Raw genomic sequence first — 25,498 nt, 5'->3', positions numbered from 1 at the left:
ATGGCTGTCTCCACCGCCACCCCGGAGGCGCCCGTGACCGGGCGCCCCGGGCGCCCCGGGCCGGCGCGGGCGGGCCGGGCACGCCCGTCCGGCTGGCTCCTGCTCGCCCCGGCCCTGATCGCCCTGGCACTGCTGTTCGTCCTGCCGCTGGCGACCCTGGTGGTGGACAGCTTCACCGAGCCGGAGACCGGGCTGGGCAACTATGCCTCGCTGTTCACGGACGGCTACACGATCCGGGTGCTCGGCCGGACACTGCTCATCGCGCTGATCGTGTCGGTGATCGGGCTGCTGCTGGCCTACCCGTACGCATACGCGATGACCCTGGTCGGCCCGACCATGCGCGGCGTGCTGATCACCGTCGTGCTCGTGCCCTTCTGGACGAGCATGCTGGCCCGCAACTTCGCGTGGCTGGTGCTCCTGCAGGACGGCGGCGTGGTGCAGGACATCCTGCGGCCGTTCGGGCTCGGCGAGGTACGCCTGCTGGGCACCTCAACGGCCGTCGGCATCTCGATGACCCAGGTGCTGCTGCCCTTCCTGGTGCTGCCGCTGTACAGCGCCATGTCGCAGATCGACGGCAGCCTGGTCGCCGCCGGGCAGAGCCTCGGCGCCCCCCGGGCACGGGCCTTCCGCCGCATCTATCTCCCGCTGTCCACCCCGGGCATCGTCGCCGGCATGTCGCTGGTCTTCGTGCTGTCGCTGGGCTTCTACGTCACGCCGGCCCTGCTCGGCTCGAACCGCAACGCGATGATCGCCCAGGTCATCAACGTGCGCGCCAAGGAGCTGCTCGACTTCGGCGGCGCCGGCGCGATGGGCATGCTCCTGCTCGTCGTCACCCTCGTCGTGCTCGGCCTGAGCCGCCGCCTGGCGGGGCAGACCGTGGCGGTGACCGCGGCCGGCGGCCAGCCCGCGCGCACCGCCTCCACCTCGGACCGGGCGGCTCCCGTACGCCCGTGGCTGAGGGTCCACACCACGGTCGTGGCGATCATCCTGGTCGCGCCGACACTGGTGGTCATCCCGATGAGCTTCTCGTCGGCCACGACGTTCCGGTTCCCGCCGGACGGCTGGTCGCTGCGCTGGTACGAGAACCTGTTCACCTCACCGGAGTGGACCGCCGCGATCCTCAACACGCTGCAGGTCGGCGCATACACCGCGGTGATCGCGACCGTGCTCGGCACGATGGCCGCGTTCGGCCTGGCCCGCCTGCGCCCGCGATGGCGTGGCACGGTCAACGGTTTCCTGCTGTCACCGATGATCGTCCCGCACATCCTCGTGGCACTGGTGGTCTTCTCCGCGTTCCTGCGTCTCAGCCTGAACGGGACCCTGATCGGCATCATCCTGGCCCACACCGCCATGGCGCTGCCGTTCGTGGTGATCGCGGTGACGGCCCGGTTGCAGGGCATGGACGGCCGGCTGCCCGGTGTCGCGGCGAGCCTCGGCGCCGGCCCGGTCTCGACGTTCCGGCGGGTGACCCTCCCGCTGGTCCTGCCCGGCATCCTCTCCGGCGCCGTCCTGGCATTCGTGACCTCCCTCGACGAGGTCGTCATCGCCCTGTTCCTGCAGGCGCCCGGGGCCGTCACGCTGCCGGTCCAGATGTTCAACAGCGTCACCATCCAGATCGATCCGACGATCTCCGCCGCGTCGAGCCTGATGGTCGTGCTGGTCAGTGTTCCCATCCTGCTCGCCCAGATCGTCGGCGTGCGACGCGGAAAGAGAGGCACCCGATGAGTACCCCGACGGCGCCCACCATCGGCGCCCGCGGCGCCCGGGTCCATCTGGTCGAGCTCTGCAAGCGGTACGGCACTGCCGAGCCGCCCGCCGTCGACCATGTGGATCTCGACATCCAGCCGGGCGAGTTCCTCACCCTGCTCGGGCCGAGCGGCTCGGGCAAGACCACGACGCTCAACATGATCGTCGGCTTCACCGAGCCGACGTCCGGACGGATCGAGCTCAACGGCAAGGACATCAGCCGTACCCCGGCGCACAAGCGCAACTTCGGCATGGTGTTCCAGAACTACGCGCTCTTCCCCCACCTCACCGTGGCCCAGAACGTGGCGTTCCCGCTGCGCGAGCGCAAGGTGCCGGCCGCCGAGACGGCCAAGCTGGTCGGCGAGGCGCTCGACCTGGTCGACCTGGGCGGCATGGGCGGGCGGCGCCCGCACGAGCTCTCCGGCGGCCAGCAGCAGCGCGTCGCGCTGGCCCGCGCGGTGGTCTTCTCCCCCAGCGTGCTGCTGCTCGACGAGCCGCTGAGCGCGCTGGACCGCAAGCTGCGCCAGTCGTTGCAGCGCGAGATCAAGCGCCTGCACCAGGAGCTGGGCCTGACCTTCGTCTTCGTCACGCACGACCAGGACGAGGCGATGACCCTGTCGGACCGCGTCGCCATCTTCGACCACGGCAGGATCGTCGCCGTCGGCACCCCGGTCGACCTGTACCACCGGCCCACGACCCGGTTCGTGGCCCGGTTCCTGGGCGAGTCCAATGTCTTCGGCGGCCGGTACCGCTCGGCAGACGTCTACGAGTGGCACGACCGCAAGTGGACGGTCGGTGAGCCGGGCGACGACAGCGAGCAGCAGTGGCTGATCGTGCGGCCGGAGCGCATGCGGATCGCCCCCGACGAGGAATCGGTGCCGGCCGGCAGCAACGTCGCCCCGGCCACGGTCACCGACATCTCCTTCTACGGCACGTACTACCGCATCGAGCTGGCCTTCGGCGACGACTCCGTCGGCAGCGCGGTGCTGCCCGTCGGCGCGCCGGTGGCGGTCGGCCCGGGTGCCCGGGTCGTCGCCCACTGGCGGCCCGAAGACCAAGTCCTGGTGTCCGAGTGACGGTGAGGAAACAGATCATGATGACAGTCGACTACGCGTTCGACCCCGATGCCGACGAGGACCGCAAGGTGCCGGACGAGCAGGCCGACAGCCTCCTGGTCGGCGCGGTGGACCTGCACCAGCACCCGGGCCCGAGCCCGTTCCCGCGCCGGATGAGCATCCTCGACGCGGCACGCGACGCGTCGAACGCGGGATTCCGGGCGATCGTGGCGAAGTCCCACCACCACAGCATGGTCACCGACATCCTGGCGCTGCGCTCGGCGGGGCTGGCCGAACTGCCGACGCAGGTGCACGGCGGGGTCGCGCTCAACCGGACGGTGGGTGGCCTCAACCCGTATGCGGTGGAGCTCGCGCTTCGCATGGGCGGGCGCATGGTGTGGTTCCCGACGCTCTCCTCCGCCGCCCACGTCAGGCACCACGAGCACCACGACACCGGCTTCCCGACGTCCGAGGTGGAGCTGCGGCCCAACGAGATCATCTCGATCCTCGACGACCGGGGTGGCGTGCTCCCCGAGGTCCGCGACATCCTGTCGGTGATCGCCGCCGAGGACGCCGTGCTGACCTGCGGCCACCTGGGGGTCGAGGAGTCCCAGGCGCTGATCGACGCCGCGCTCGAGGCCGGCATCGGCCGTATCGTGGTCAACCACCCCATCTTCGTCGTCGGTGCCTCGGTCGATCAGGCGGTGGCGTGGGCGCGGCAGGGCGTCACCATCGAGCACTGCATCGTCATGTACTTCGGCCGCGAGGAGCGCCGGCGCGACCTGGACGAGTTGCTGACCTTCATCAAGGAGGTCGGCGTCGAGCGGACCATCCTGTCGTCGGACTCGGGCCAGAAGAACAACCCTCTGCCGGTGACGCTGTTCCGCCGGGCCGCCCGCGGGCTGCTCGACGCCGGCATCGCCGAGGACGACATCAGGCGGCTGGTGGGGACGAACGCCGGGCAGCTGCTCCTGTCATGACGGTCGCGCCCGGCTCGGACCAGTACCAGGTGACCATCGTCAAGTACGGGACCCGGCAGACCGTACGCAGCGACGTCTACCTCAATTACCACCTCTACGGCGAGCCGGACGGCCCGATCGGGATGGACTACTTCTTCTGGGTCGTCCGCAACGCGCACCACACGATCGTCGTGGACACCGGGTTCTCGGCCACCGGCGGCGCCAACCGTAAGCGCACCACGCTGATCGAGCCGGCGGCCGCGTTCGACGCCCTCGGGGTCGACCGAGCCGCCGGGCCGCCGGTCGTGGTCACCCACGCGCACTACGACCACATCGGCAACCTCGGCCTGTTCCCCGGGTCGGCGCTGATCGTCGCCGCCGCGGAATACGACTTCTGGACCGGGCCGTACGCGAACCGGACGCTGGTGCACCACTCCGTGGAGGACGAGGAGATCGGCCAGCTCCGGCAGGCCGCGCGGGACGGTCGGCTGCGGACCTTCGACGACGAGGTCGCACCGGCTCCGGGCGTCCGCGTGATCCGGGTCGGCGGGCACACACCGGGACAGAGCATCGTCCTCGTGAACACCAGCCAGGGTGTCGTCCTGCTCGCCTCGGACTCGGTGCACTACTACGAGGAGTACGAGCGGAACATGCCGTTCACACAGGTCGCCAACCTCATCGACATGTATGCGGGCTTCGACCGCATCCGCGCCATGCGGGCCGACCACCTCGTCGCCGGCCACGACCCCGGCACGCTCGGCCGGTTCACCCCCTGCGATCTCGCGGGCGTCACCGGTCTCGCCGCCACCATCGGAGAGGAGCCATGATGAGGATCGGTTTTGTCGGCCTCGGCAACATGGGCGGCCGCATGTGCGCCTGTGTCGTGCGCGGCGGCCACGACGTGCTCGGTTACGACGTCCGCGAGGCGAACGTCACCGCGGCCGGTGCCAAGCCGGCGGCGTCGGTCGGCGAGGTGACCGACGGCTCCGACATCCTGCTGCTGTCGCTGCCCGACAGCCACGTCGTCGAGGCGGTGGTGCTCGGCGACGACGGCGTCCTCGCCCACGCCCGTCCCGGCCTGATCGTGGTCGACCTGTCGACCGCCGCGCCCGACTCGACCACCCGGCTGCACGGGATGCTCGCCGAGCGCGGTGCGGCATACCTGGACGCCGGCATCTCCGGTGGCGCCGCCGCGGCCGACAAGGGCGCGCTGACCCTGATGGTGGGCGGCGAGGCGGGCGTGCTCGACCGGGCCCGCCCGGTGCTGGACCTGTTCGCCGCCAATATCTTCCATTGTGGACCGAGCGGGGCCGGTCACACCGTCAAGCTGCTGAACAACTTTCTCAATGCGATCGCGCTCTCGGCCACCGCCGAGGTGATGGTCGCCGCGAAGAAGGCGGACCTCGACCTCGAAACCGTCCTCGCCGTGCTGAACGCCGGCTCCGGTGTCAACTTCGCCACCCGGAACCGCTTCCCCAGCATCATTCACGGTGACTACCTCAAGGGTGGGCTCACCAACACGCTGATGCTCAAGGACGTGAACCTGTACGTCGAACTGGTCGCCCGGTTGGGGGTGGCGAGCCCCAACTCGGCCGGCCCGCTGGCCAGCTTCGGCCTGGCCCGCGCCCTCGGCTACGCCGACGAGATCAGCAACACCGTCGTCGACGCCCTCGGTGACCTGTCGGGCGGCGTACGACTGCACACGAAGGAGGACCCCGCCGCATGAACATCGTCCACGGCCACGCGAAGCGCGGCCCGTCCGAGCACCGCGCGACGGTCACCGGCCAGGCCTGGTTCGAATCGGTGCTGCCCGCGACCGACGGCACCACGATCGCCACGGTGACCTTCGCCCCGGGTGCGCGCACGTACTGGCACAGCCATGAGCACGGCCAGATCCTCCAGGTGATCTCCGGACGAGGGCTGGTCTGCTCCGAGGGCGGCCGGCCCGAGGCGATCCAGGCCGGGGACACCGTCTGGGTGCCGGCCGGCGAGCGGCACTGGCACGGCGCCGCCCACGACGCACTGATGACCCACACCGCGATCTCGCTCGGCACCACCGTGTGGGCCGAGGAAGTCGCAGCGGCCGACCACCCGGCGCCGGTGCCCGAATGATCGGCTTCCTGGGTCTGGGCAACATGGGCGGACCGATGTCGGCCCTGCTGGTCCGCGCCGGCTACCGCGTCCAGGGTTACGACCCGGCCGCACCGGCCCGGCAGGCCCTCGCCGACGCGGGTGGTACCGCCGCCGCCGACCTGGCCGGCGCCGTCCGCGGCGCCACGGTCGTCGTGCTGATGCTGCCGAACTCCGACATCGTCGAAAGCACCGTCCGCGACGACCTGTTCCAGGTGGAGCGTGGCGCGACCGTCATCGACATGGGCTCGTCGGAACCGACGCGCACGCGGGCCCTGGCCGCCGAACTGGCCGACCGGGGCATCACGCTCCTCGACGCTCCCGTCTCCGGCGGGGTCGCCCGTGCCCGCACCGGAAAGCTGACCATCATGACCGGCGGCGAACCCGCCGATCTCGAACGCGTGGAACCGGTGCTCGCCTGCCTCGGCACGACCACACGGGCCGGCGGCGTCGGCAGCGGCCACGCCGTCAAGGCGCTCAACAACCTGCTCTCCGCGACCCACCTGCTGGTCACCTCCGAGGCGATCCTGGCCGGCGAGCGGTTCGGCCTGGACCCCGAGACCATGCTGTCCATCTTCAACAGTTCCAGCGGCCGCAGCGGCTCGACCGAGAACAAGTGGCCCAACTTCGTCCTGCCCGGCACGTACGACTCGGGTTTCGGTCTGCGCCTGATGCTCAAGGACATGCGCATCGCCACCGGCCTGGCCGACCAGGTGGGCGCCCCCGACCCGCTGGGCCACGCGGCGGTGGAGCTGTGGGCGCGAGCCGCCGAGGCGCTCGAGCCGTCCGCCGATCACACTGAAATCGTCGACTGGCTGCGAAGGACCGATCGCTGATGACGCTCACCGCCCGGCAGCAGGAGATCAAGGACGAGTTCATCCGCGTACGGGGAACCTGGAGCGAGACCTGGGAGGGAGTGCTCCGGCTGGACCCCGAGTTCCTGAAGGCGTACCTCGACTTCTCCGCCGTCCCGTGGCGTCACGGCGTGCTGGAGCCGAAGGTCAAGGAGTTCATCTACATCGCGGTCGACGCGAATGCCACCCACATGTACCTGCCGGGCGTACGCCAGCACATCAGGGCCGCCCTGGCGCTGGGTGCCACCCCGCAGGAGATCATGGAGGTTTTGGAGCTGTCGGCGACGCTGGGCATCCACGCGATGAACATCGGCGTGCCGGTCCTCGTCGAGGTGCTGCGGGAGAAGGGCCTGCGCACCGGCCCGGCGCCGCTCACCGACGAGCAGGAGCGGCTCAAGGCCGACTTCACCAGGACCCGCGGCTACTGGCATGCCTTCTGGGACGAGATGCTCGAACTGGACCCGGCGATGTTCGCCGCCTACACCGAGTTCTCCTCGGTGCCGTGGCGCACCGGGGTGCTGGAGCCGAAGGTCAAGGAGTTCGTCTACATCGCCTTCGACACCGCGGCCACCCACCTGTACGTCAAGGGCCTCAAACTGCACATCGAGAACGCCATCGGCCATGGCGCCACCGCCCGCGAGATCCTGGAGGTCATGGAGATCGCGTCGGTACTGGGCATCCACGGCGTGACCGCGGCGGCGCCGATCCTCCTGGAGGAGATGGAGGCTCACCGCGCCACGTAACCACCGTCCACGCTGAGGATAGTGCCGGTGATGCCGGCCGACTCCGGCGAGGCCAGGAACACGATCGCGCGGGCCACCTCGTCGGGCGTCGACATGCGCCCGATGGGGTGATTGCCCAGGGTGACGGCCAGGCTGGCGGCCGGATCCGGATCGGCGCTCCTGGCCTCGTCCATGAACCCGGTGTCGACGGCCCCCGGCGCGACGGCGTTGACCCGTACCCCGCGGGCCGCCCACTCGACAGCAAGCTGCCGGGTCAACTGCACGATCGCGCCCTTGGTCATCGCGTAGACGACCTGGTTGGGCACACCGACCAGCCCGGAAATCGACGCCGTGTTGACGATGCAGCCGCGGCTGCGCGCCAGATGCGGCAGAGCGGCCCGCGCAAACCGGAACACCGGCCGCACATTCGTGGCGAACAACGCGTCGAAGTCGTCATCGCTTGTCTCGAGAATGGGCCGTCGCAGGAACCGCGCCGCATTGTTGACCAGCAGATCAAGCCGCCCGAACTCGACCGTCGCCCGCTCGACCACCGCGCCCGGCGTCGCGTCCGCCGCGACGTCCGCGGTCATCGGCACCACCCAGCCGTCCTCCGCCAGATCAGCCACTGCGGGCGAGACGTCAACCGCCACCACCCGATAGCCCGCGCCCCGCAACCGGACCACGACATCCCGCCCGATCCCCCGCGCGGCCCCAGTGACTACAGCGCTCAGCTTCATACGTCGCCTTCCCTGCCTTGTCCGCCTCATTCAGATCGTACGACGATCATACATTTTCAGAGCGCGCGGAAAAGATGTTGGATGCCGCTGCGTTCACCCCGCTGACGGGGGCAGCGCTGGGCTGCCACCGGATCGCGACACGGTGCCGGCCATCGCACGGGCAGGGTTCACGACCGAAGTGCTGGGACCGCGCGGTGGGCGGCCTGTTCCTCAGCATCCACGCCACGCCGACCACCTGAGCGGGCGAATGCAGTGGGGGGAGCGTCCGCCGAGGTCGACGCGTCCGAAGGGAATCTGAAGGAAATCGTAAGCGGCCCTCGGCACAGTTCTCCCTGTCAGCAGCGACACCGCAACCCACCTGGGAGAACTTCCGATGCGCAAGCTCATCAACTCCACCTACCTCACCCTCGACGGCGTCATCGAGAACCCGATGTGGACGGCGCCCTACTTCGCCGAGGAGGCGGCCGAGGTGGCCGCCGAGCTCACCACCGGCGCCGACGCGCTGATCATGGGCCGGGCCACCTACGACGGCTTCTCGCAGGCCTGGCCGGCCATGGACGAGAACGACCCCAACACCGGTGCCGCCTTCTTCAACAACGTGAAGAAGTACGTGGCGTCGACGACGCTGAAGGACCCCTCATGGAAGAACACTGAGGTGCTGGAAGGGGATCTGGTCGAGGCCGTCGCGAAGCTCAAGGCCCAGGACGGCAAGGACATCGTTCAGTACGGGTACGGCGAGGTCACCGCGCAGCTCGTCAAGGCCGGCCTGGTCGACGAGGTGAAGTTCTGGATCCACCCGGTCATCGAGGGCGGCCCGAGCTTCACCAGTGTGCTGAGCGACGTGAAGGCCACGTTCGAGCTGATCGACACCCGGATCTTCAAGAACGGCGTCATCGTCGCCACCTACCGGCCGAAGGCCACCGCCTGATCGAGGGCGAGCTTGGCGCCCTCGGCCACCAGATCGTCGAAGCGTTCCTGGCCGAGCGAAGCCACCGCCCGTCGCGCCGCCCGGTCGAGCTCGTCCTGCTCGGCCGGGGCGGCCGGCGCCGCGTTGTGGTCGCGGGCGGTGGCTGCGGCGCCCAGTAGCCGGGCCGCCACGGCGGGCTCGGCCAGTGCGGCCATGCCCTCGACCGCGCCGATGCCGTCGCGGGTGGAGCCGATGGCGGCGTCGTACGCCTCCATGTGCAGTGCCCAGGCGGCCGACGGGTCGCCCTGGAGTTCGCGCGCGTAGCCCAGCTCGACCAGGATCATCGGCAGGTACGGCGGCGGCTGCGGCTCGATCCGGCCCTGGTCGGCGATCCGGGTCAGGTGGGTGACGGCCTGGTCGAGGCGGCCCGAGCGGCGGGCCGCGATGCCGAGGCTCATCTCGGCGAACACCACCGCGGTGGGCGTGCCCTGTTCGACGGCCAGCCGGTAGGCGCGTTCCGCCAGCTCCCGCCCGACCTCGTAGTCCCGGTCCCGTACGGCGAGCCAGGCCAGCCAGGACAGCTTGCTACCGACCTCGGGCCACAGCGAAAGCTCGGTCGCCCAGCGCAGCCCCTCCCGGTGCACGGCGGCGGCCCGCTCCTGCTGGCCGCGGAACTCCGCCAGACCGCCGAGCCAGTCGCTGGCCCGCAGTCGCCCCCACCGGTCGCCGAGCTCGGCGAAGAGGGCGTCGCTGCGGGTGGCGGCCGCTTCCAGCGCGGACAGATCACCGGCCGCGTGCGCGAGCATCGCCCGCGACGCCAGCACCGCCGCCTCGGTCCACGAGTCGTCGAACTCCTCGGGCAGCAGCGCGGCGGCGAGCGCCAGGTCACCCCGGTCCAGCACGGCATTGGCCACGAACCAGGCCGCCCGACCGGCCGGATCAAGCGCAAGCACATCCCGTACGTCCGCGGGTACCCGCTGGCCTTGCAGCAGAGCGAGACCGAGTCGCCAGGGCGTGGCGAGGCGCTCGTCCTCGGCCGTGCCGGTCAGCGCCAGGGCAGTGCGTGCCTCGCTGAGCCTGCCCCGCAGGACCCAGTACCAGGTAAGCGCGAGCGCCAGTCGCAGGCCACCGCCGTGCGTGAGCGCCACCTGCAGGTTGGCCCGCTCGGCGTCCAGGATCGCAAGCCACTGCTGCTGTTCGGGGCCGCGCAGCCGGGGATCGGCGCGTTCGGCGAGCGACCGGAAGTACGCGGCGTGCCGGCCGCGGATCGTGGCGGCGTCGGTGAGCTGCGCGGCGCCGAACTCCGCGACGGACTCCAGCAGCCGATACCGCGGCCCCGGCTCGGCGACCACGAGCGACCGCTCCACAAGCCGGTCCACGGCGTCCAGGCCGGCGTCGCATACCTGCTCGGCGGCCTCGGGCGTGCAGCCGTCGCGGAACACCGAGAGCCGCGCCAGCACCGCCCGGTCCTCCGGGTCCAGCAGATCCCAACTCCACGCGATCACCGCGGTCAGGGTGCGCTGCCGTTCCGGCACATCCCGCTGCCGTGTAGTAAGCAGCCGGAAGCGGTCGTCGAGGCGATCCACGACGCCCTGTACGCCGAGCGCACGCACCCGGGTCGCGGCCAGTTCCAGGGCCAGGGGCAGGCCGTCCAGCCGGCGGCAGAGCTGCGCCACCGCGGGCGCGGTCTGCTCGTCGAGCCGGAATCCGCGGTGCTGAGCGGCCGCGCGCGCCGTGAAGAGCCGGGCTGCGGCCGACCGTCGTACCGCGTCGACGTCGGCGGGATCGGACGGCAGCGCGAGCGGGCTCACCTCCCAGATCCGCTCGCCCGCCAGGAGGAGCGGCTCGCGGCTGGTGGCCAGCACGCGCACCCCGGGCGCATCGCGGAGCAGCTGCCCGACCAATGCTGCGGCCGCTGCGATCACGTGCTCGCAGTTGTCCAGCACGAGCAGCATCTCGCGGTGCCGCAGCGCTGACACCAGCCGATCGGTCGCAGACCCGGTCGTGCCGGGTGCCTCGTGCAGGCCGAGCACCCCCAGCACCTGCTCCGCCACTCGCGTGTCTGCCGGCGGAAGCGGTGCCAGCTCCACCAGATGTACGCCGTCCGGCTGCACCTGTTCGGCTGCGGCCGCCGCGGCGAGCCGGGTCTTGCCCACCCCGCCCGGCCCGACCAGGGTGAGCAGCCGACCGGCCGGGATCAGGGTGCGCAGCTCTGTCAGGGCCTCGGCGCGGCCGATCAGCTCGTCCAGCTGGGCGGGCAGGCTGTTGCGGACGATCGCGGCCTTGGGCGGGGCGCTGAGGCCCGGGTCCTGGTCGAGGATCTGCCGGTACAGGGCGGCCAGGTCGGGACCCGGGTCGAGGCCCAGTTCGTCGGCGAGCCGCTCGCGCAGCCCGGCGTAGCTCTCCAGGGCCTCGGCTTGCCGCCCCGCGGCGTACAGGGCGCGGATGTGCAGGGCGCGTAGGCCCTCCCGCAGCGGATGGCGCTCGACCAGCTCGGCCAGCTCCGCGGCGACCAGGTCGTGCTCGCCGCGGGCCAGCCGGGCCTTGGCCAGCCGCTCGTGGACGAGGAGGCGCTGCTCGGTGAGCCGAGTCGCCTCGGCGCGGGCGAACTCCTGGTCGGCCACGTCGGCGTACGCCTGGCCGCGCCACAGCGCGAGCGCCGCGCCGAGCCGGTCCACGTCAGTGGCGTCGACGAGCGCGGCGAACCGGTCGGCGTCCACGTCGTCGGCCCGCAGCCGGTAGCCCGGGGGCCGCGACTCGATCAGGTCACGGGCTCCCGCTTCGGCGTCGTTGAGCGCCTTGCGCAGCTGCGATACGCGCACTTGCAGCGCGGCGGCCGGGTTCGCGGGTGCGCCGTCGCCCCACAGATCCTCGACGAGCCGGTCCGCGGAGACCACCTTGTTGCGGTGCGCCAGCAGGTCGGCGAGCAGCATCCGCGCTTTGGCGCCGGGCACCACCACCGGCTCACCGTCGTCGGTGGTGACGGCGAGCGGACCGAGGATTCCGAAGCGCACAGCGGGACATGGTACGGCGGTAAGCCGACCGTAAGCGCACCCACGCACGCTGGGCGCATGGAGATGTACTTCGAGGACTACGGTTCCGGGCCGGGACGGCCGCTGATCCTCGTGCCGGCGGCGCTGTCCGGCATCCGTACGTCGTACGGCGCGCTGTTGCCGTTGCTGGCGAGAAGGCGGCGCGTCATAGCGATCGAGCTGCCGGGGCACGGCCGAACTCCCGACTGCGATGGCCCGTACACCGTCGAGGGCTTCGCGGCGGAGGTGGTGCACCTGCTGGACCGTCTCGGCCTGCCACAAGCGGACGTGCTCGGCTGGGGTCTGGGCGCCGCGGTCGCGCTGCGGCTCGGCACCCACCATCCGGCGCGGGCCGGTCGGCTCGTGCTCGCCTCGTCGACCTTCGACCGCGGTGGCCTGCACCCCGGCCTGCTCGACGGCGCCCAGCACCTGCGGCCTGAGCACCTGTACGGCTCCGAGCTGCACGAGGAGTACCTGCGGACCGCGCCCGACCCGGCCGGCTGGGACCGCCTCGTCATCAAGATGGCCGTGCTGGACGCGCATCCACCGGAGTGGACGGCCGCGCAGATCCGGGCGTTACGGGTTCCCGCGCTGGTCGTGGTGGGCGACGCGGACATCGTCCAGCCGGAGCATGCCGTTCGGATGTTCCGGCTGCTCGGCGGCGGCGTTCCTGGCGACGTCTACGTGCTGCCGAGCTGCCGCCTCGCGATCCTGCCCGGCACCACGCACGCCTCGCTGCCGCAGCGGGCCCCGCTACTGGCCCCGATGGTGGAGGAGTTCCTCGACGAGGGCTTTCAGGACACCGGTTCCTCGGAGATGGCAGGAAGGCGGCAACCCGCTCCGCGGTCAGACACTGCGGTTGCGCATGAAACGTGAGCTGCCGCATTTCAGCCACCCAGCTTGACGGCGCGGTGTACGTCGCCGGCGCAGGCCTCGGGCGGCGGTGGGCGGTCCGCGACGTGAGCCACACCTGCGGACATCGAACTATGTGCCTGCCGCCGATGGTTCGCCGGCGCACGGTCCTCCTACCCTCGGCGGACACACCCCCGCCGCCACGGGAGGATCCATGAGATTCCTCGTCCGCTCCGTCACGGCCGCCGCCGTGACCGCCCTGCTCGTGCTGGCCGGCGCCATGCCGGCGCAGGCCGCCAACCCGCCCACCAAGCTGCCGGTCGCCGGGTCGCTCGGCACCTACAACGTCTCGTCCGTTTACGTCGCCGGCGTCTCGTCCGGCGGCGCGATGGCCACGCAGCTGCACGTCGCGTACTCGTCGCGGATCCAGGGGGCGGCGATCTTCGCGTCCGGGCCGTACTACTGCGCCCAGAACAACGTCAGCCAGGCGCTGTACGGCTGTACGGACAACGTGTGGCCGACGTACCTGACGAACCTGCAGACGTACACGCGCACCTGGGCGACGTACGGCTGGATCGACCCGGTCGGCAACCTCTCCGGCCGACCCGTGTACGTGTTCCACGGCAACGGCGACACTACGGTCAAGAAGTCCGTCAACGACGACCTGGTCCGCTACTACCAACATTTCGGCGCGAGCGTGCAGTACGACAGCGGCTCGTCCGCCGGGCACGCCTGGGTCAGCCCGTACGGGACGGTCAGCTGCTCGGCCACCGCGTCGCCGTTCCTCAACGACTGCGGCACCGACCCGCAGAACGCGTTCCTGCGCAAGCTGTTCGGCTCGGTCAACGGGCCCAACGCCGGCGCGCTCGGTGGCCGGCTGATCAGCTTCAGCCAGAACACCTTCGCCGTCAACGGCTACGCCAACGGGATCAGCATGGGCGCGACCGGTTTCGCGTACGTCCCAGCGGCGTGCACCGCAGGCCAGTCGTGCCGCCTGCTCGTCGCGCTGCACGGCTGCAAGCAGAGCTACACCGACGTTGGCACGGCCTTCGTCGACCGGGCCAACCTCAACCAGTACGCCGACACGAATACCATGATCGTGCTGTACCCCCAGGCGCTCGCCACTCCGGTCAACCCCAACGGCTGCTGGGACTGGTGGGGTTATCTCGGCGCGACCAATTACCCGATCAAGGGCGGGGCGCAACTAGAGACGATCATGAACATGGTGCGCCGCCTGGACGGCTGAGGGTGCTCTGCCGCGCCAGGCTCACGGCGCGTTCACGGTCGACACCCTGGACGCGCCGTGAAGGGCGACCCGGCCGGCGTCGACGCGGTCACAGGCTGTACAACAGCTTACCGGTCAGCGGGTCCTGGCCGTAGCGCAGGCACAGCTCCGCCAGCACGTCCTCGTGGGTCACGGCCACGTTCATGACCGTGTCGTTGCCGGCGTAGTAGATGACGATTGTGCCGGTGGTCTCGCGGACAAGTCCGCAGGAGAAGACCACGTTCGGCACGTGGATGTAGTCGGTGTCGGGGACCCGGCAGTCGGCGCGCGACGGGAACAGGATCGGGATGCTTGACATGCGCACCACGCTCGGGTCGTCGAGATCGTGCAGGGCGACGCCGAGCACGTACGGGTTGCCGTCCATCGTCGTGCGTACGCCGTGGAAGACGTTGAGCCAGCCGTGCGGCGTACGCACCGGCGGCGCGCCCGGCCCGATCTTGTCGGAAAAGGCGCTCGGTCCTGCTCCCGTGCGCATCACCGGCTCGTCGGCGACCTCCCACGGCCCGGTCCGGAAGTCGTCCGTGTATCCGATCCTGACCTGCGTGTACGCGCCGCCGGTGTCGCCCGGGCTGACGTCGTTGGGCCGGAAAAGCCCGACGTACCGCCCGCCGATCCGCTCCGGGAACACGACCACGTTGCGCATGTCTCGATCGAGCATCGGGCCGTGCCTGGTGAACGTCATGAGGTCGTCGGTGAGGGCGAGCGACACGCGTACCCGATTGCGGACCCCGGCATGGTATGCGCTGTATGTAACCGCGAACGTGTCCTCGACGGGGTTGATCCGGGCGTCCTCGACGCCGCCGGACTCGACCTCGACGAGGTTCTGCCAGTCGACGCCGTCGACACACCGGTCGCGTTCGGTCGCCGGCGACAACACCGGCTGCGGGTGCACCGTCCAGTCCGTCACGCCGTCGGCGCTGGTGGCGAGGCCGAGCACGCTGATCCCGCAGCGCAGGTGCGACCGGAACAGCAGCGCGGTCCGGTCCGCGAGCGTCGCCACGCCCGCGTTGTGCACGGTGACCACCTGGAGGTGCGGCTCGCGCCAGACGGCGTTGACCTGCCGCGCGGTGAGGATCGGATTGGCCGGGTGACGCAGGACCGGCCGGTCGATCGAGACCGTGCCGGTCGTCGCGTCGGTGAGGCGTACGTCGCGCGTCGTCACAGCGCTCACCGTCGCACGCGTGCGGCGGTCCCGGATCACCATTCGAGGGCGACGTCACCGCGATTCCGCCGATGCTCTCACGCAGGCCGCGGTCCTGGCTTCCCGCCTGCTCCACAAGCACCGAGTCGTGCTCAGCGGCATCCGTATGCCGAGAATGAACTCGATCATGGAACGTTGGGTCCAGACCTGCCGCCGAAAGCTGCTGGACCGGACCCTGATCTGGAACCACCATGCCGCTTGACCGGCGTGGATGAGGATTTCGGCAAGCACAGGGTCAACAGCTGCAGAACCTGACGCAGGAGCAGGTACACCGGCGAGACGCTCATAGCACGGATCGTCGCAGCCGCCCAAAACTGATCCACGGACAAACCTGCACGCCACAGCCGCCGTACCGAATCTACGAGCCCCACAGGGTCGGCCAGGACCCGGCAAGCGAGGAGTTGCCACGTGGCTTACCACGTGGTAAATCACCTGGTCCGGTGGCACGAGCGGCGGCCGGCACGGCTGGGGCGACTCGGTGCGCGGCACCAACGCGGCCAACATCTTCGGCGGTGGCCTGGTCCGCGGGTCGTGGAGCCTGCCCAGTGCCACCGCGGCGACCGTCACGAGCCTCGGCTCGGGCTGGAACTCGCTCTACCGCGGCGCCGACACGCGCCTCGCGGACTACTCGATGAGCGTCGACGTGCGGCGCACCGCGGCCGGCACCACGTCGGCGTCGCCGAAGTACGGTGTCTACGGCTGCTACCAGAACGACGACAACTACGTGCAGGCGTGGATCGACCCGGTCAACACCACGTTCGTCTCCCACGCCCGGCTCGGCGGCACCGACCTGGGCTGGTCCGGGACGCAGGCGCTGCCGGGCGGCTTCAACACCGGCGTCGCCCACAAGCTGACCGTCGACCGGCAGGGCAGCACGTTCCGGTTCGCGCTCGACGGGGTCGCGCAGCCGTCGCGGACCGTGGCGATCACCGGCGGGTGCCAGATCGGCCTGGTCACCGAGGACACCGCGGCCGAGTTCACCAACGCCCAGGTGCTGGACCGCCTGGAGTGGGGCGACGCACGGTTCGGGTCGAACCCCGGCAACATCTACGGCGGGAAAGCGGTGCGCGGCGGCTGGGTCGTCAACGCGCCGCAGAGCCTCGAGTCGACGTCGCTGGGCTCCGGCTGGAGCTCCATCTACGGCGCCGCCGGCATCCGCACCACCGACTACACGCTCAGCGCGTCGGTGCGCCGGGTCGCGGCGGGCACCACGTCGACGTCGCCGAAGTACGGCGTCTACGGCTGCTACAACGACGACCTGAACTACGTGCAGGCGTGGATCGACCCGGTGAACAACGCGTTCGTGTCGCACGTGCTGGTCGGCGGCACCGACCTGGGCTGGTCGGGTGTCCAGGCGCTGCCCGGCGGGTTCAACCCGGCGGTGCCGCACACGGTCACGGTGACGAAGACCGGCAGCACGTTCACGTTCAAGCTCGACGGGGTGGCGCAGCCGTCGCGCACGGCGGCGCTGAGCAACTGCCAGGTCGGCGCGGTCACCGAGGACGTGAAGGCGAACTACCGGGCCGTCACGATCAGCTGAAGGACAGCGAACCGGGACCGCGCCGCGCGTTCAGCGGCGCGGTCCTGCCGTGCTCTCCCGCACGACCAGGGAGAAGTCGGTGACGGTGTCGTGGTCGGCCTCGTCGCTGCCGTTGACCCGGTCCAGGAGCAGGGCCACGGCGGTCTCGGCGATCTGGGCCTTGTCCGGGGAGACCGACGTCAGCGACGGGATGCTGTAGGTCGCCTCGTCGATGTCGTCGAAGCCGACGACGGCCACGTCATGCGGGATGCGGTAGCCGGTGTCGTGCAGGGCGCGCATCAGCCCCTGCGCGAGCAGGTCGTTGGCGCAGAAGACGCCGTCGGGGCGCTCCTCGGGGGGCAGGGCGAGGATGCGCCGGCCCGCCTCCGCGCCGTCGCGGCGGTGGTACCCGTTGACGCTGAACACCAGCTCGGGGCGCAACGGGACGCCGGCCGCGGCCAGGGCCTGCCGGTAGCCGGCGAGGCGCAGGTCGGCCATGTGCGAGTCGGTGCTGCGGCTCGCACCCACGAACGCCACCCGCTTGCGGGGCAGCGACAGCAGGTGCTCGGTCGCGGTGCGGGCCGCGGCGACGTTGTCGATCCCGACGTGGTCGATGCCGGCGTGGTCCGGCGCGACGGAGACCTGCTCGCCGAGGAGCACGACGGGGAAGCCGCCGCCGCGGTTGAGGATGTCCTCGCCGCTGCTGGCGATCGGGCTGCAGATGAGGCCGTCGATGAGCCGCTGGTGGCCGAACCCGTTGAGTGACGCGTGCTCCCGGGTCAGGTCGCCGAACGTCTGGATGATGAGCACGGTGAAGCCCCGGCGCTCGGTGGCCTGCACGACGAGGCGGGTGAGCTCGGCGAAGTAGGACACGTCGAGCTCCGGCACGGCGAGCCCGATCATGCCGGACCGGCCGCTGCGCAGGTTCTGCGCGGCGCGGTTGGGCTGATAGCCCAGCTCCTCGATGGCGGCGAGGACCTTCTTACGGATGCGGTCGCTGACGTGCGGGTAGTCGCTGATGACGTTCGACACCGTCTTGCGCGCCACGCCGGCGCGGCGCGCCACGTCCTCCTGCGTCACGGCCAACGCGGACACCCACCGTTTCTGGAAAAGGCAGCAGAGAGCGACTGCTCGTGCAGCCACTGTACAGGTTCTCTGCCACGTGGTAAAACTTTCTCTGCCACGTGGTAAACACCGGCGAAGTGATCGTGGGAAATGCCGGTACAACACCGCTGACGTGCTACAACGCAAAGACCGAGGGAGGCGCACATGCCCCGCACCGCGATAGCACCGACATTCGTCGGCGAAGGAAAGATCGAGCTCCGTGAGCACACGTACCGTGACCCCGGCCCGGGCGAGCTGCTGCTCGCCGTGGGCGCGAACGCGATCTGCGGCACCGACCGCGAGCAGTGGTTCGAGGGCTCGGCCGTCGTGCCCGGACACGAGGCGGCCGGGACCGTCGTCGCCGCAGGGGAAGGCACCACGGTCGCCGAGGGCACCCGCGGCGCCGTGTTCCTGATGGACTACTGCGGCGACTGCCGCAGCTGCCGCCTCGGGTACACCAACCAGTGCCTCGCCAAGCGCAACGACATGGGTTTCACCGCCGACGGCGGCTACGGGCCCTACGAGATCGTGCACGAGAGCAACTTCTTCGCCGTGCCGGACAGCGTGAGCGCCGCCGAGGCGACCCTCCTGCTCGACGTGATGGGCACCAGCGGGCACGCGCTCGGCCGGATCCACCGCATGCGCGACGACGTCGAGTCGCTCTACGTCGCCGGCGCCGGACCGATCGGCCTCGGCGTCCTGGTCATGGCCCGCATCCGCTACGGCGCCGACGTCCCCGTCTACGTCAGCGACGTGTCGCCGTGGCGGCTGGCGTTCGCCGAGGAGCTCGGCGCCACCCCGATCGACGCGACCCGGCCGGTCACGCTCACCGGCGTCGACGCCGCGATCGACTCCACCGGCAAGCAGAGCGCCCGGCAGACCGCCGTCGCCGTGCTCGGCAAGCGTGGCGTGCTCGCCTGCGTCGGACACGGCGAGGGCCTGAGCCTCGATGTGTCCGCCGACCTCATCGCCCCCGAGCGGACCGTCATGGGCAGCGAGTACTTCGCCTACGCCGAGATGGCCGCCAACCTGGACCTGCTCCAGGCGCACCTGTCGCAGCTGTCCCGCATCATCACCCACCGGCTGCCGGCCAGTGAGCTGACCGCCGCGTTCGAGCTGTTCCTCGGCGGCGAGACCGGCAAGGTCGTCGTCACGCAGGACGAGCGGTGACCGCCCGCCTCAAGGTCGCGGTCGTCGGCGCCGGCGGCTGGGGCGAGCAGCACGCCCGCATCTTCGCCCAGCGCCCCGACACCGACCTCGTCGCGATCGCCGGCCGCACCCCGCAGCGCACCGCCGAACGTGCCGCCGCGTACGGCACCCGGCCCTACACCGACCTCACCGCCATGGTCGAGGCCGAACGACCCGACCTCATCACCGTCAGCCTGCCCAACGAGGGTCACTTCGAGCCCACCCTGGAGCTGATCCGGCTCGGCGTGCCGCTGCTGGTGGAGAAGCCGCTCGTGTTCGACCTCGCCGAGGCCGACCGGCTCATCGCCGAGGCGGCCGAACGCCACCTGTTCTTCGGCATCAACTTCAACCACCGTTACGCCGAGCCGGTGCTGCGCGCCCGGCAGGCCATCGCCGACGGCGCGATCGGCGACCTCGTCTTCGCCACCTGGCGCTTCGGCGGCGAGCCCAACTTCGGCACCTCCCCGCACGCCAACCTCATCGAGACCCAGTGCCACGGCTTCGACATGCTGGAGCACCTGTGCGGGCCGATCACCTCGGTCGCGGCGCAGCTGACCGACAAGACCCACCCCGGCGTCTACACCACCCTGGCGGTCGCCCTCGGGTTCGCCGACGGCGCCGTCGGCAGCCTCGTCGGCAGCTACGACTCGTCCTACGCGTACCCGGGCACCCAGCTCATCGAGCTCAACGGCACCGCCGGCCGGGCCCTCATCGAGGACACCGTCGCGCGGCTCACCCTGCAGTCCGTCGGCGACGAGACCCGCCACGTCTGGCAGGCCGGCTACTTCAACGACGCCGCCCGCCAGTTCCACCTCACCTTCGACCGGCACGTCGACGCGGTCCTCGCCGCCCTGCGCGCCGGGGCAGAGCCGCCCGTCCACGCCCGCGCCGGCCGCCGCGCCCTCGCCCTGGCCATGGCCGTCATCGAGTCGTTCGAGACCGGCCGCCGCGTCGATGTCCCCGCAGATGTCCCCGCAGATGTCCCCGCAGATGTCCCCGCAGACGTCCCCGCAGACGTCCCCGCTGAGGACCCGTCGTGACCATCGCCGACCACGAGGCCCGCACCTCGGTGCTCAGCCTCGACGGCACCTGGGGCTTCCACCCGGGCGACACCGCCGACTCGCTCCCGCCGGCCCCGGCCGGCCTCGGCACCATCCAGGTCCCCGGCCTCTGGGAAGCGCAGGGTCACCTGCATCTCAGCGGGTTCGCCTGGTACGTCCGTGAGCTCGACCTCGCCGACGTCGAAGGGCACTGGACGCTGGCGTTCGGCGCCGTCATGGACGAGGCGACCGTCCACGTCAACGGCGTCGAGGTCGGCGCGCACGCCGGCGCGTACACCCCGTTCACCGTCGACGTCACCGGGGTGCTGCGGGCCGGGCGCAACGTCATCGCCGTGCGGGTCCTCGACATCCCCGCCGACGCGCCGGAGCACCCGCGCGGCCCGCACGGCAAGCAGGGCTGGAAGAACGACCTGTTCCCCAGCCCGCCCAGCCTGTACCTGACGTACGGCGGCATCTGGCAACCGGTCACCCTGACCCGGCACGGCGCCGTCACCCTCCAGGACGCCTTCGTCAACGGCGACCCGGCCCGGCCCGAGGCGAAGATCCGCATCCGCAACCGCGGCGGCCGCATCGCCGCGGTCGTCGAGTGCACGATCGACGGCCGGGTCACCCGCCAGGAGGTCATGGTCCCCGGGCACGCCGACACCGAGGTCGTCCTGCACCCGCGGCTCGACGGCCTCGGCCGCTGGTCGCCGGAGTCGCCGGCGCTGCACCACGCCCGGTTCGTGGTGCTCGCCGACGGGTTCGCCTGCGACGAGACCGAGGTCCGCTTCGGCGTGCGCACCGTCACCGTCGACGGCGACCGGATCCTGCTCAACGGCGCGCCGAGACGCGTGCAGGCCGCGCTCGTACAGGGCTTCCGCGCCGACACCCTCTACGCCGAGGGCTCCCGCGACGCGATCGAACGGGAGGTACGCGCCGCGAAGGCGATCGGGCTCAACATGCTGCGCCTGCACATCAAGGCGTTCGACCCCCGGTACCTCGACGTCTGCGACGAACTCGGCATGCTCGTGCACTGCGACCTGCCGATCGCCGAGCCGATCGCGGTCGACGAGCTCGACGACACCGGGCCCCTCGCCCGGGCCTGCGCCGCGGCCGCCGCCGAGCAGGTCCTGCGCGACCGCAACCACCCCAGCGTCGTGCTGTGGTCGGCGATGAACGAGATCGGCGCCGAGAACACCGACCGCGACGTGCGCGCCTCCGCTGGCTACGAACGGTTCGCCCGGATGCTGTACGCGCTCGTCACCGACCTCGACGGCACCCGTCCCGTGATCGAGAACGACTCCGTCGAACCCGGCCCGGAGCACGTCTACCGCAGCCCGATCCTTACCGCGCACTGGTACGGGCGGCTCAGCCGCCAGTACCTCGCCGCGCTGCGCGCGAAGAGTGCCGCCGCCCCCGTGCCCGGCAAGGTGCTGCTGGTCAGCGAGTTCGGCGACTGGGGCCTGCCGTCGCTGGAGACATCCACCACAGACACCCCGTTCTGGTGGCCCGTCCATCTCGCCGACGACATCGCGGCGCTGCCGTGGCCCGGCACCGCGGCCGCCTTCGTCGAGGGGACCCAGGCGTACCAGGGCCTCGCCGACCGGCTGCAGATCGAGCTGTTCCGCAGCACGCCCGGCATCGCCGGGTGGTGCCTCACCGAGCTCACCGACGTGCCGCACGAGTACAACGGGCTGTGGGACCTCGAACGTGGCGGCAAGGACCCGGCGATCCGCGAGGTCGCCGCGGCCTGCCGGCCCACCCTGCCGATCGCGCTGCACGACGACGACGCCTGGAACGGCTTCGCCGGCGAGACCTTCGGCCTGTCGGTCGTCGTCTCCAACGACACGCCCACGACGGTGACCGGCGAATGGTCCGTCGACGGCGTCACCGGCACCGCCACGCTGCTGCCGTACACGCCGACGACACCGCACCCGGTGACCGTGCCGCTGCCGTCCCGGCCGGGACGCCACGAGCTGTCCGTGACCTGGAAGGCACCTGGCGCGGCCCCGGTCGAGCAGCGCTATCCGCTCACCGTCCTCGCCCGGCCGTCGGCGGCGCACCCCGTACACCTGCTGGGGTCGGCGACGGACGAGCGGGCGCTGGCCACGGTGGGCGCACGGACCGGCGACACCGGGTGCCTGGTCGTCGGCGAAGGCGCGCTGTCGGCGGCCACCGGCCCGCTGGTCGACGCGGCGCTGCGCGAAGGGCGCAACGTGCTCGTCCTCGCCCAGGGCGTCGACGGCGCCGCGCACCTGCCGGTGCCGGCCACCGTCAAGGACCTGGCCACCGAATGGGGTTCGCTGCCGAATGTGTTCACGACCGGCGAGGCGGTGCTGTCCGCGGTGCCACCCGGCACGGTCGTCACCACCGAACTGCTCAGCGTCACCGCGCACGTCGTCTACACGTCCCTGGACGGGCGTGACTGGCCGCAACGGCCGGTGCTCGGCGTCTACAAACCCCTCCCCGGGCGGCTCACCGGCGTCATCGTCGCCGCGCTGCCGGTGCACGACGGATGGCTGTGGCTGTGCCAGCTGCCGCTCGTCGACGCCGTCCTGCGCGACGACCCGACCGCCGTGGCCACCCTCGCCGACCTGATCGGAGCCGCATCGTGAACCAGTTCTCCGACGGCGCCTTCCGGCTCGGCGTGGGCATCGAGGACACGTTCATCGCGCACACCGCGCTCGGCCGCCGCAAGCTCGACGAGTACGAGCTGACCCAGCACTACACCCGCTGGGCCGGCGACCTCGACCTGGTCAAGGCGTCCGGCGCGCAGACGATCCGGTACGGGCTGCCGTGGTACCGCATCAACCCCTCGCCCGGGACGTTCGTGTGGTCCTGGGCCGATCGGGTCGTCGACCGGCTCTGCGAGCTCGGCCTCGAGGTCATCGTCGACCTCGTCCACTACGGCACCCCCGAATGGCTCGACAACCACTTCATCAACCACCGCTACCCGCAAGCCGTCGCGGAGTACGCGTTCGCGCTCGCCGAACGCTACGGCGACCGGCTCACCGCTTGGACCCCGCTGAACGAGCCGCAGTGGACGGCGCGGCTGTGCGGGGAGTCCGGGACCTGGCCGCCGTACCTCACCGGCGACGACGGCTACCTGCAGCTCATGCGGGCGATCGCGAAAGGCGTCGTCGGCTCGCAACGCGCGATCACCGACGCCACCGGCGGCAACGCCACCTTCGTGCACGTCGAGGCGTCCTTCCGCTACCCGTCCGGGGACTCCGGTGTCCTCAACGAACGCCGGTGGCTGTGCGGCGACCTCCTCAACGGCATGGTCGGCGACGGCCATCCGCTGCTCGGCTACCTGCGCGAGCACGGCTTCACCGACGACGACCTGACCTGGTTCGCCGAGAACCCGGCCGTCCCCGACGTCATGGGGATCAACTACTACCCGATGTGGTCCACGCTCGTGCACGAGGACGGCACGGGCCGGGAGCGCGACGACGGCGTCGCCGGGCTCGAGGAGCTCGTCCGCGAGACCGCGGCCCGCTACGGCGTCCCCGTCATGGTGACCGAGACCAGCTACGAGGGCACGATGGCGCAGCGCATCGCCTGGCTGCGCGACTCCGTCGCCCTGCTGCACAAGCTCCGCTCCGAGGTCGAGATCGCCGGCTACATCTGGTGGCCGTTCTTCGACCAGATCCGCTGGCAGTACCGGGAGGCGCTCGACCCCGTCGAGCACCACCTGCACCGGCTCGGCCTGGTGACCCTCGACGCCGACGACGTGGGCGGCTTCCCCCGCCGGCCCAACGAGCTCTTCGACGTCTTTCAAGCACTCTGTCAAGGAAGGCAACCATGAGACGGACACCCCCCATCCGCGTTCTCAGCCGCGTTCTCAGCATCGCCGCCGCCACCCTCCTGCTCGCCGCCTGCGCCGACACCGCCGGCGACACCGCCCAGGGCACCGCCGGATGCGAGGCCTACCAGCAGTACGGCACGTTCAAGGGCAAGACGGTGTCGCTGTACTCGGGCATCGTCGCGCCCGAGGACGAGCCGCACATCAACTCCTACAAGACCTTCGAACGCTGCACCGGCATCCAGGTCGAGTTCCAGGGCGAGAAGGAGTTCGACACCCAGGTCCAGGTGCGCATCAAGGGCGGCAACCCGCCGGACCTCGCGATCTTCGCGCAGCCCGGACTCGTCAAGCAGCTCGTCGAGACCGGCAAGGCGGTGCAGGCCCCGGACACCGTCGTGGCCAACGTGAAGAAGTTCTGGAGCGAGTCCTGGCAGGGCTACGTCACGGTCAACGGCAAGGTCTACGGCGCGCCGCTCGGCGCCAACGTGAAGTCCTTCGTCTGGTACTCCCCGAAGGAGTTCAAGGCCAAGGGGTACGAGGTGCCCAAGACCCTCGACGAGCTCAAGGCGCTGTCGGAGAAGATCGCCGCGGCCGGGCAGAAACCGTGGTGTGTCGGCATCGGCTCCGGTGACGCGACCGGCTGGCCGGTGACGGACTGGATGGAGGACATGATGCTCCGCCTGTCCGGGCCGAAGGCGTACGACGACTGGGTCAATCACACGATTCCGTTCAACGGCCCGGAGGCGACCGGCGCCCTCGACGCCGTCGGCGAATACCTGAAGAACCCCGCCTTCGTCAACGGCGGCCTCGGCGACGTCAAGAGCGTGGCGTCGACCCAGTTCCAGGACGCCGGCCTGCCGATCCTGCAGGGCCAGTGCAGCCTGCACCGGCAGGGTTCGTTCTACGCGCAGAACTGGCCGAAGGGCGTCAACGTCGCGCCCGACGGCGACATCTACGCGTTCTACTTCCCGAGCAAGGACGACACCACCAAGCCCGTCCTCGGCGGCGGCGAGTTCGTGGTCGCGTTCTCCGACCGGCCCGAGGTGAAGGCGTTCCAGACCTTCCTGGCCTCCGACACGTGGGCCAACGAGAAGGTCGCGAGCACCCCCGGCGGCGGCTGGATCAGCGCCAACACCGGCATGGACGCGAGCAAGCTGACCAACCCGATCGACAAGCTGTCCGCGCAGATCCTGCAGGACCCGAAGTCGGTGTTCCGCTACGACGGCTCCGACCAGATGCCCGGCGCCGTCGGTACCAACGCCTTCTGGAAGCAGGGCACCAACTGGGTGACCGGACAGTCCACCAAAGCCACCCTCGACGCGATCGAAGCGGCCTGGCCCAAGTAGTGCCGTCGGCGCG

21 protein-coding genes are annotated in these 25,498 nt (G+C 70.8%); 17 read left to right on the top strand and 4 right to left on the bottom strand.

Annotated features, from left to right (window positions below; translation table 11 throughout):
- The 8 genes from AB0K00_RS20055 to AB0K00_RS20020 are packed head-to-tail and all read left to right on the top strand — an operon-like array spanning position 1 to position 7,487.
- On the top strand, positions 1 to 1,725 hold the full coding sequence (locus AB0K00_RS20055) for an ABC transporter permease subunit (protein ID WP_363522732.1): 1,725 nt from the start codon (positions 1 to 3) through the stop codon (positions 1,723 to 1,725).
- Complete coding sequence (locus AB0K00_RS20050) at positions 1,722 to 2,822, top strand: ABC transporter ATP-binding protein (RefSeq protein ID WP_363522731.1); 1,101 nt, start codon at positions 1,722 to 1,724, stop codon at positions 2,820 to 2,822. Before AB0K00_RS20055 ends, AB0K00_RS20050 begins: the two co-directional genes overlap by 4 nt.
- Before the next feature lie 17 nt (positions 2,823 to 2,839).
- Complete coding sequence (locus tag AB0K00_RS20045; RefSeq protein ID WP_363522729.1) at positions 2,840 to 3,781, top strand: DUF6282 family protein; 942 nt, start codon at positions 2,840 to 2,842, stop codon at positions 3,779 to 3,781.
- Positions 3,778 to 4,587, top strand: a complete 810-nt coding sequence (locus AB0K00_RS20040) for an N-acyl homoserine lactonase family protein (RefSeq protein WP_363522727.1) — start codon at positions 3,778 to 3,780, stop codon at positions 4,585 to 4,587. Before AB0K00_RS20045 ends, AB0K00_RS20040 begins: the two co-directional genes overlap by 4 nt.
- Positions 4,587 to 5,486, top strand: coding sequence for an NAD(P)-dependent oxidoreductase (locus tag AB0K00_RS20035; protein WP_363522725.1), 900 nt, complete (start codon positions 4,587 to 4,589; stop codon positions 5,484 to 5,486). The genes AB0K00_RS20040 and AB0K00_RS20035 overlap by 1 nt, the downstream gene beginning before the upstream one ends.
- Positions 5,483 to 5,872: a cupin domain-containing protein gene (locus AB0K00_RS20030; protein ID WP_363522723.1), complete on the top strand. Its 390-nt coding sequence runs from the start codon at positions 5,483 to 5,485 to the stop codon at positions 5,870 to 5,872. The genes AB0K00_RS20035 and AB0K00_RS20030 overlap by 4 nt, the downstream gene beginning before the upstream one ends.
- The gene (locus AB0K00_RS20025) at positions 5,869 to 6,726 is read left to right on the top strand and encodes an NAD(P)-dependent oxidoreductase (protein ID WP_363522722.1); all 858 of its coding nucleotides are present in this window, start codon (positions 5,869 to 5,871) and stop codon (positions 6,724 to 6,726) included. Before AB0K00_RS20030 ends, AB0K00_RS20025 begins: the two co-directional genes overlap by 4 nt.
- Entirely contained in the window at positions 6,726 to 7,487 is a 762-nt protein-coding gene (locus tag AB0K00_RS20020; RefSeq protein ID WP_363522721.1) for a carboxymuconolactone decarboxylase family protein, read from the top strand. Before AB0K00_RS20025 ends, AB0K00_RS20020 begins: the two co-directional genes overlap by 1 nt.
- Here the strand turns inward: AB0K00_RS20020 and AB0K00_RS20015 are convergent.
- Positions 7,472 to 8,203, bottom strand: coding sequence for an SDR family oxidoreductase (locus AB0K00_RS20015; RefSeq protein WP_363522719.1), 732 nt, complete (start codon positions 8,201 to 8,203; stop codon positions 7,472 to 7,474). The two genes, AB0K00_RS20020 and AB0K00_RS20015, sit on opposite strands and share 16 nt — an antisense overlap.
- A gap of 373 nt (positions 8,204 to 8,576) precedes the next feature.
- Here AB0K00_RS20015 and AB0K00_RS20010 point away from each other — a divergent pair, with 373 nt between their 5' ends.
- Positions 8,577 to 9,131, top strand: coding sequence for a dihydrofolate reductase family protein (locus tag AB0K00_RS20010; protein ID WP_363522717.1), 555 nt, complete (start codon positions 8,577 to 8,579; stop codon positions 9,129 to 9,131).
- Here AB0K00_RS20010 and AB0K00_RS20005 read toward each other — a convergent pair.
- On the bottom strand, positions 9,107 to 12,124 hold the full coding sequence (locus tag AB0K00_RS20005; RefSeq protein WP_363522715.1) for a BTAD domain-containing putative transcriptional regulator: 3,018 nt from the start codon (positions 12,122 to 12,124) through the stop codon (positions 9,107 to 9,109). The two genes, AB0K00_RS20010 and AB0K00_RS20005, sit on opposite strands and share 25 nt — an antisense overlap.
- Positions 12,125 to 12,181: 57 nt before the next feature.
- Between AB0K00_RS20005 and AB0K00_RS20000 the strand changes: the two genes are divergently transcribed.
- Positions 12,182 to 13,018, top strand: a complete 837-nt coding sequence (locus tag AB0K00_RS20000) for an alpha/beta hydrolase (protein ID WP_363522714.1) — start codon at positions 12,182 to 12,184, stop codon at positions 13,016 to 13,018.
- Between the two features lie 190 nt (positions 13,019 to 13,208).
- Positions 13,209 to 14,240 (top strand): PHB depolymerase family esterase, encoded by a 1,032-nt coding sequence (locus tag AB0K00_RS19995; RefSeq protein ID WP_363522712.1) that lies wholly within the window; start codon positions 13,209 to 13,211, stop codon positions 14,238 to 14,240.
- 88 nt (positions 14,241 to 14,328) lie between these two features.
- Here AB0K00_RS19995 and AB0K00_RS19990 read toward each other — a convergent pair whose 3' ends face one another.
- A complete protein-coding gene (locus tag AB0K00_RS19990; RefSeq protein ID WP_363522710.1) occupies positions 14,329 to 15,441 on the bottom strand; it encodes a hypothetical protein in 1,113 nt (370 codons plus the stop codon).
- 517 nt (positions 15,442 to 15,958) lie between these two features.
- Between AB0K00_RS19990 and AB0K00_RS19985 the strand changes: the two genes are divergently transcribed.
- Positions 15,959 to 17,020: a hypothetical protein gene (locus AB0K00_RS19985; protein WP_363522709.1), complete on the top strand. Its 1,062-nt coding sequence runs from the start codon at positions 15,959 to 15,961 to the stop codon at positions 17,018 to 17,020.
- Positions 17,021 to 17,050: 30 nt separating this feature from the next.
- On the opposite strand, the gene AB0K00_RS19980 is transcribed toward AB0K00_RS19985, so the two are convergent.
- A complete protein-coding gene (locus AB0K00_RS19980; protein ID WP_363522707.1) occupies positions 17,051 to 18,094 on the bottom strand; it encodes a LacI family DNA-binding transcriptional regulator in 1,044 nt (347 codons plus the stop codon).
- Positions 18,095 to 18,268: 174 nt separating this feature from the next.
- Here AB0K00_RS19980 and AB0K00_RS19975 point away from each other — a divergent pair, with 174 nt between their 5' ends.
- The 5 genes from AB0K00_RS19975 to AB0K00_RS19955 are packed head-to-tail and all read left to right on the top strand — an operon-like array spanning position 18,269 to position 25,485.
- A complete protein-coding gene (locus AB0K00_RS19975; protein ID WP_363522705.1) occupies positions 18,269 to 19,273 on the top strand; it encodes an alcohol dehydrogenase catalytic domain-containing protein in 1,005 nt (334 codons plus the stop codon).
- The gene (locus AB0K00_RS19970) at positions 19,270 to 20,331 is read left to right on the top strand and encodes a Gfo/Idh/MocA family oxidoreductase (protein WP_363522704.1); all 1,062 of its coding nucleotides are present in this window, start codon (positions 19,270 to 19,272) and stop codon (positions 20,329 to 20,331) included. The genes AB0K00_RS19975 and AB0K00_RS19970 overlap by 4 nt, the downstream gene beginning before the upstream one ends.
- Positions 20,328 to 22,949 carry a glycoside hydrolase family 2 TIM barrel-domain containing protein gene (locus AB0K00_RS19965; RefSeq protein WP_363522702.1) on the top strand — a complete coding sequence of 874 codons (2,622 nt, stop codon included), beginning with the start codon at positions 20,328 to 20,330 and terminating at the stop codon, positions 22,947 to 22,949. Before AB0K00_RS19970 ends, AB0K00_RS19965 begins: the two co-directional genes overlap by 4 nt.
- Positions 22,946 to 24,142: a family 1 glycosylhydrolase gene (locus AB0K00_RS19960; protein WP_363522700.1), complete on the top strand. Its 1,197-nt coding sequence runs from the start codon at positions 22,946 to 22,948 to the stop codon at positions 24,140 to 24,142. The genes AB0K00_RS19965 and AB0K00_RS19960 overlap by 4 nt, the downstream gene beginning before the upstream one ends.
- On the top strand, positions 24,139 to 25,485 hold the full coding sequence (locus AB0K00_RS19955; RefSeq protein ID WP_363522698.1) for an ABC transporter substrate-binding protein: 1,347 nt from the start codon (positions 24,139 to 24,141) through the stop codon (positions 25,483 to 25,485). Before AB0K00_RS19960 ends, AB0K00_RS19955 begins: the two co-directional genes overlap by 4 nt.
- The last annotated feature ends 13 nt before the right edge of the window (positions 25,486 to 25,498 follow it).

The sequence above is a fragment of the Dactylosporangium sp. NPDC049525 genome, assembly GCF_040676755.1.
GTDB lineage: Bacteria > Actinomycetota > Actinomycetes > Mycobacteriales > Micromonosporaceae > Dactylosporangium.
The sequence above is the reverse complement of the archived record's forward strand: the minus strand, read 5'-3'. Positions and strand labels throughout refer to the sequence as shown.

Excerpts from the sequence above, each read along its gene's own strand:
- AB0K00_RS20055 (WP_363522732.1), top strand. The coding sequence starts at position 1 with ATGGCTGTCTCCACCGCCACCCCGGAGGCGCCCGTGACCGGGCGCCCC.
- AB0K00_RS20050 (WP_363522731.1), top strand. The coding sequence starts at position 1,722 with ATGAGTACCCCGACGGCGCCCACCATCGGCGCCCGCGGCGCCCGGGTC.
- AB0K00_RS20045 (WP_363522729.1), top strand. The coding sequence starts at position 2,840 with ATGATGACAGTCGACTACGCGTTCGACCCCGATGCCGACGAGGACCGC.
- AB0K00_RS20040 (WP_363522727.1), top strand. The coding sequence starts at position 3,778 with ATGACGGTCGCGCCCGGCTCGGACCAGTACCAGGTGACCATCGTCAAG.
- AB0K00_RS20035 (WP_363522725.1), top strand. The coding sequence starts at position 4,587 with ATGAGGATCGGTTTTGTCGGCCTCGGCAACATGGGCGGCCGCATGTGC.
- AB0K00_RS20030 (WP_363522723.1), top strand. The coding sequence starts at position 5,483 with ATGAACATCGTCCACGGCCACGCGAAGCGCGGCCCGTCCGAGCACCGC.
- AB0K00_RS20025 (WP_363522722.1), top strand. The coding sequence starts at position 5,869 with ATGATCGGCTTCCTGGGTCTGGGCAACATGGGCGGACCGATGTCGGCC.
- AB0K00_RS20020 (WP_363522721.1), top strand. The coding sequence starts at position 6,726 with ATGACGCTCACCGCCCGGCAGCAGGAGATCAAGGACGAGTTCATCCGC.
- AB0K00_RS20015 (WP_363522719.1), bottom strand. The coding sequence starts at position 8,203 with ATGAAGCTGAGCGCTGTAGTCACTGGGGCCGCGCGGGGGATCGGGCGG.
- AB0K00_RS20010 (WP_363522717.1), top strand. The coding sequence starts at position 8,577 with ATGCGCAAGCTCATCAACTCCACCTACCTCACCCTCGACGGCGTCATC.
- AB0K00_RS20000 (WP_363522714.1), top strand. The coding sequence starts at position 12,182 with ATGGAGATGTACTTCGAGGACTACGGTTCCGGGCCGGGACGGCCGCTG.
- AB0K00_RS19995 (WP_363522712.1), top strand. The coding sequence starts at position 13,209 with ATGAGATTCCTCGTCCGCTCCGTCACGGCCGCCGCCGTGACCGCCCTG.
- AB0K00_RS19975 (WP_363522705.1), top strand. The coding sequence starts at position 18,269 with ATGCCCCGCACCGCGATAGCACCGACATTCGTCGGCGAAGGAAAGATC.
- AB0K00_RS19955 (WP_363522698.1), top strand. The coding sequence starts at position 24,139 with ATGAGACGGACACCCCCCATCCGCGTTCTCAGCCGCGTTCTCAGCATC.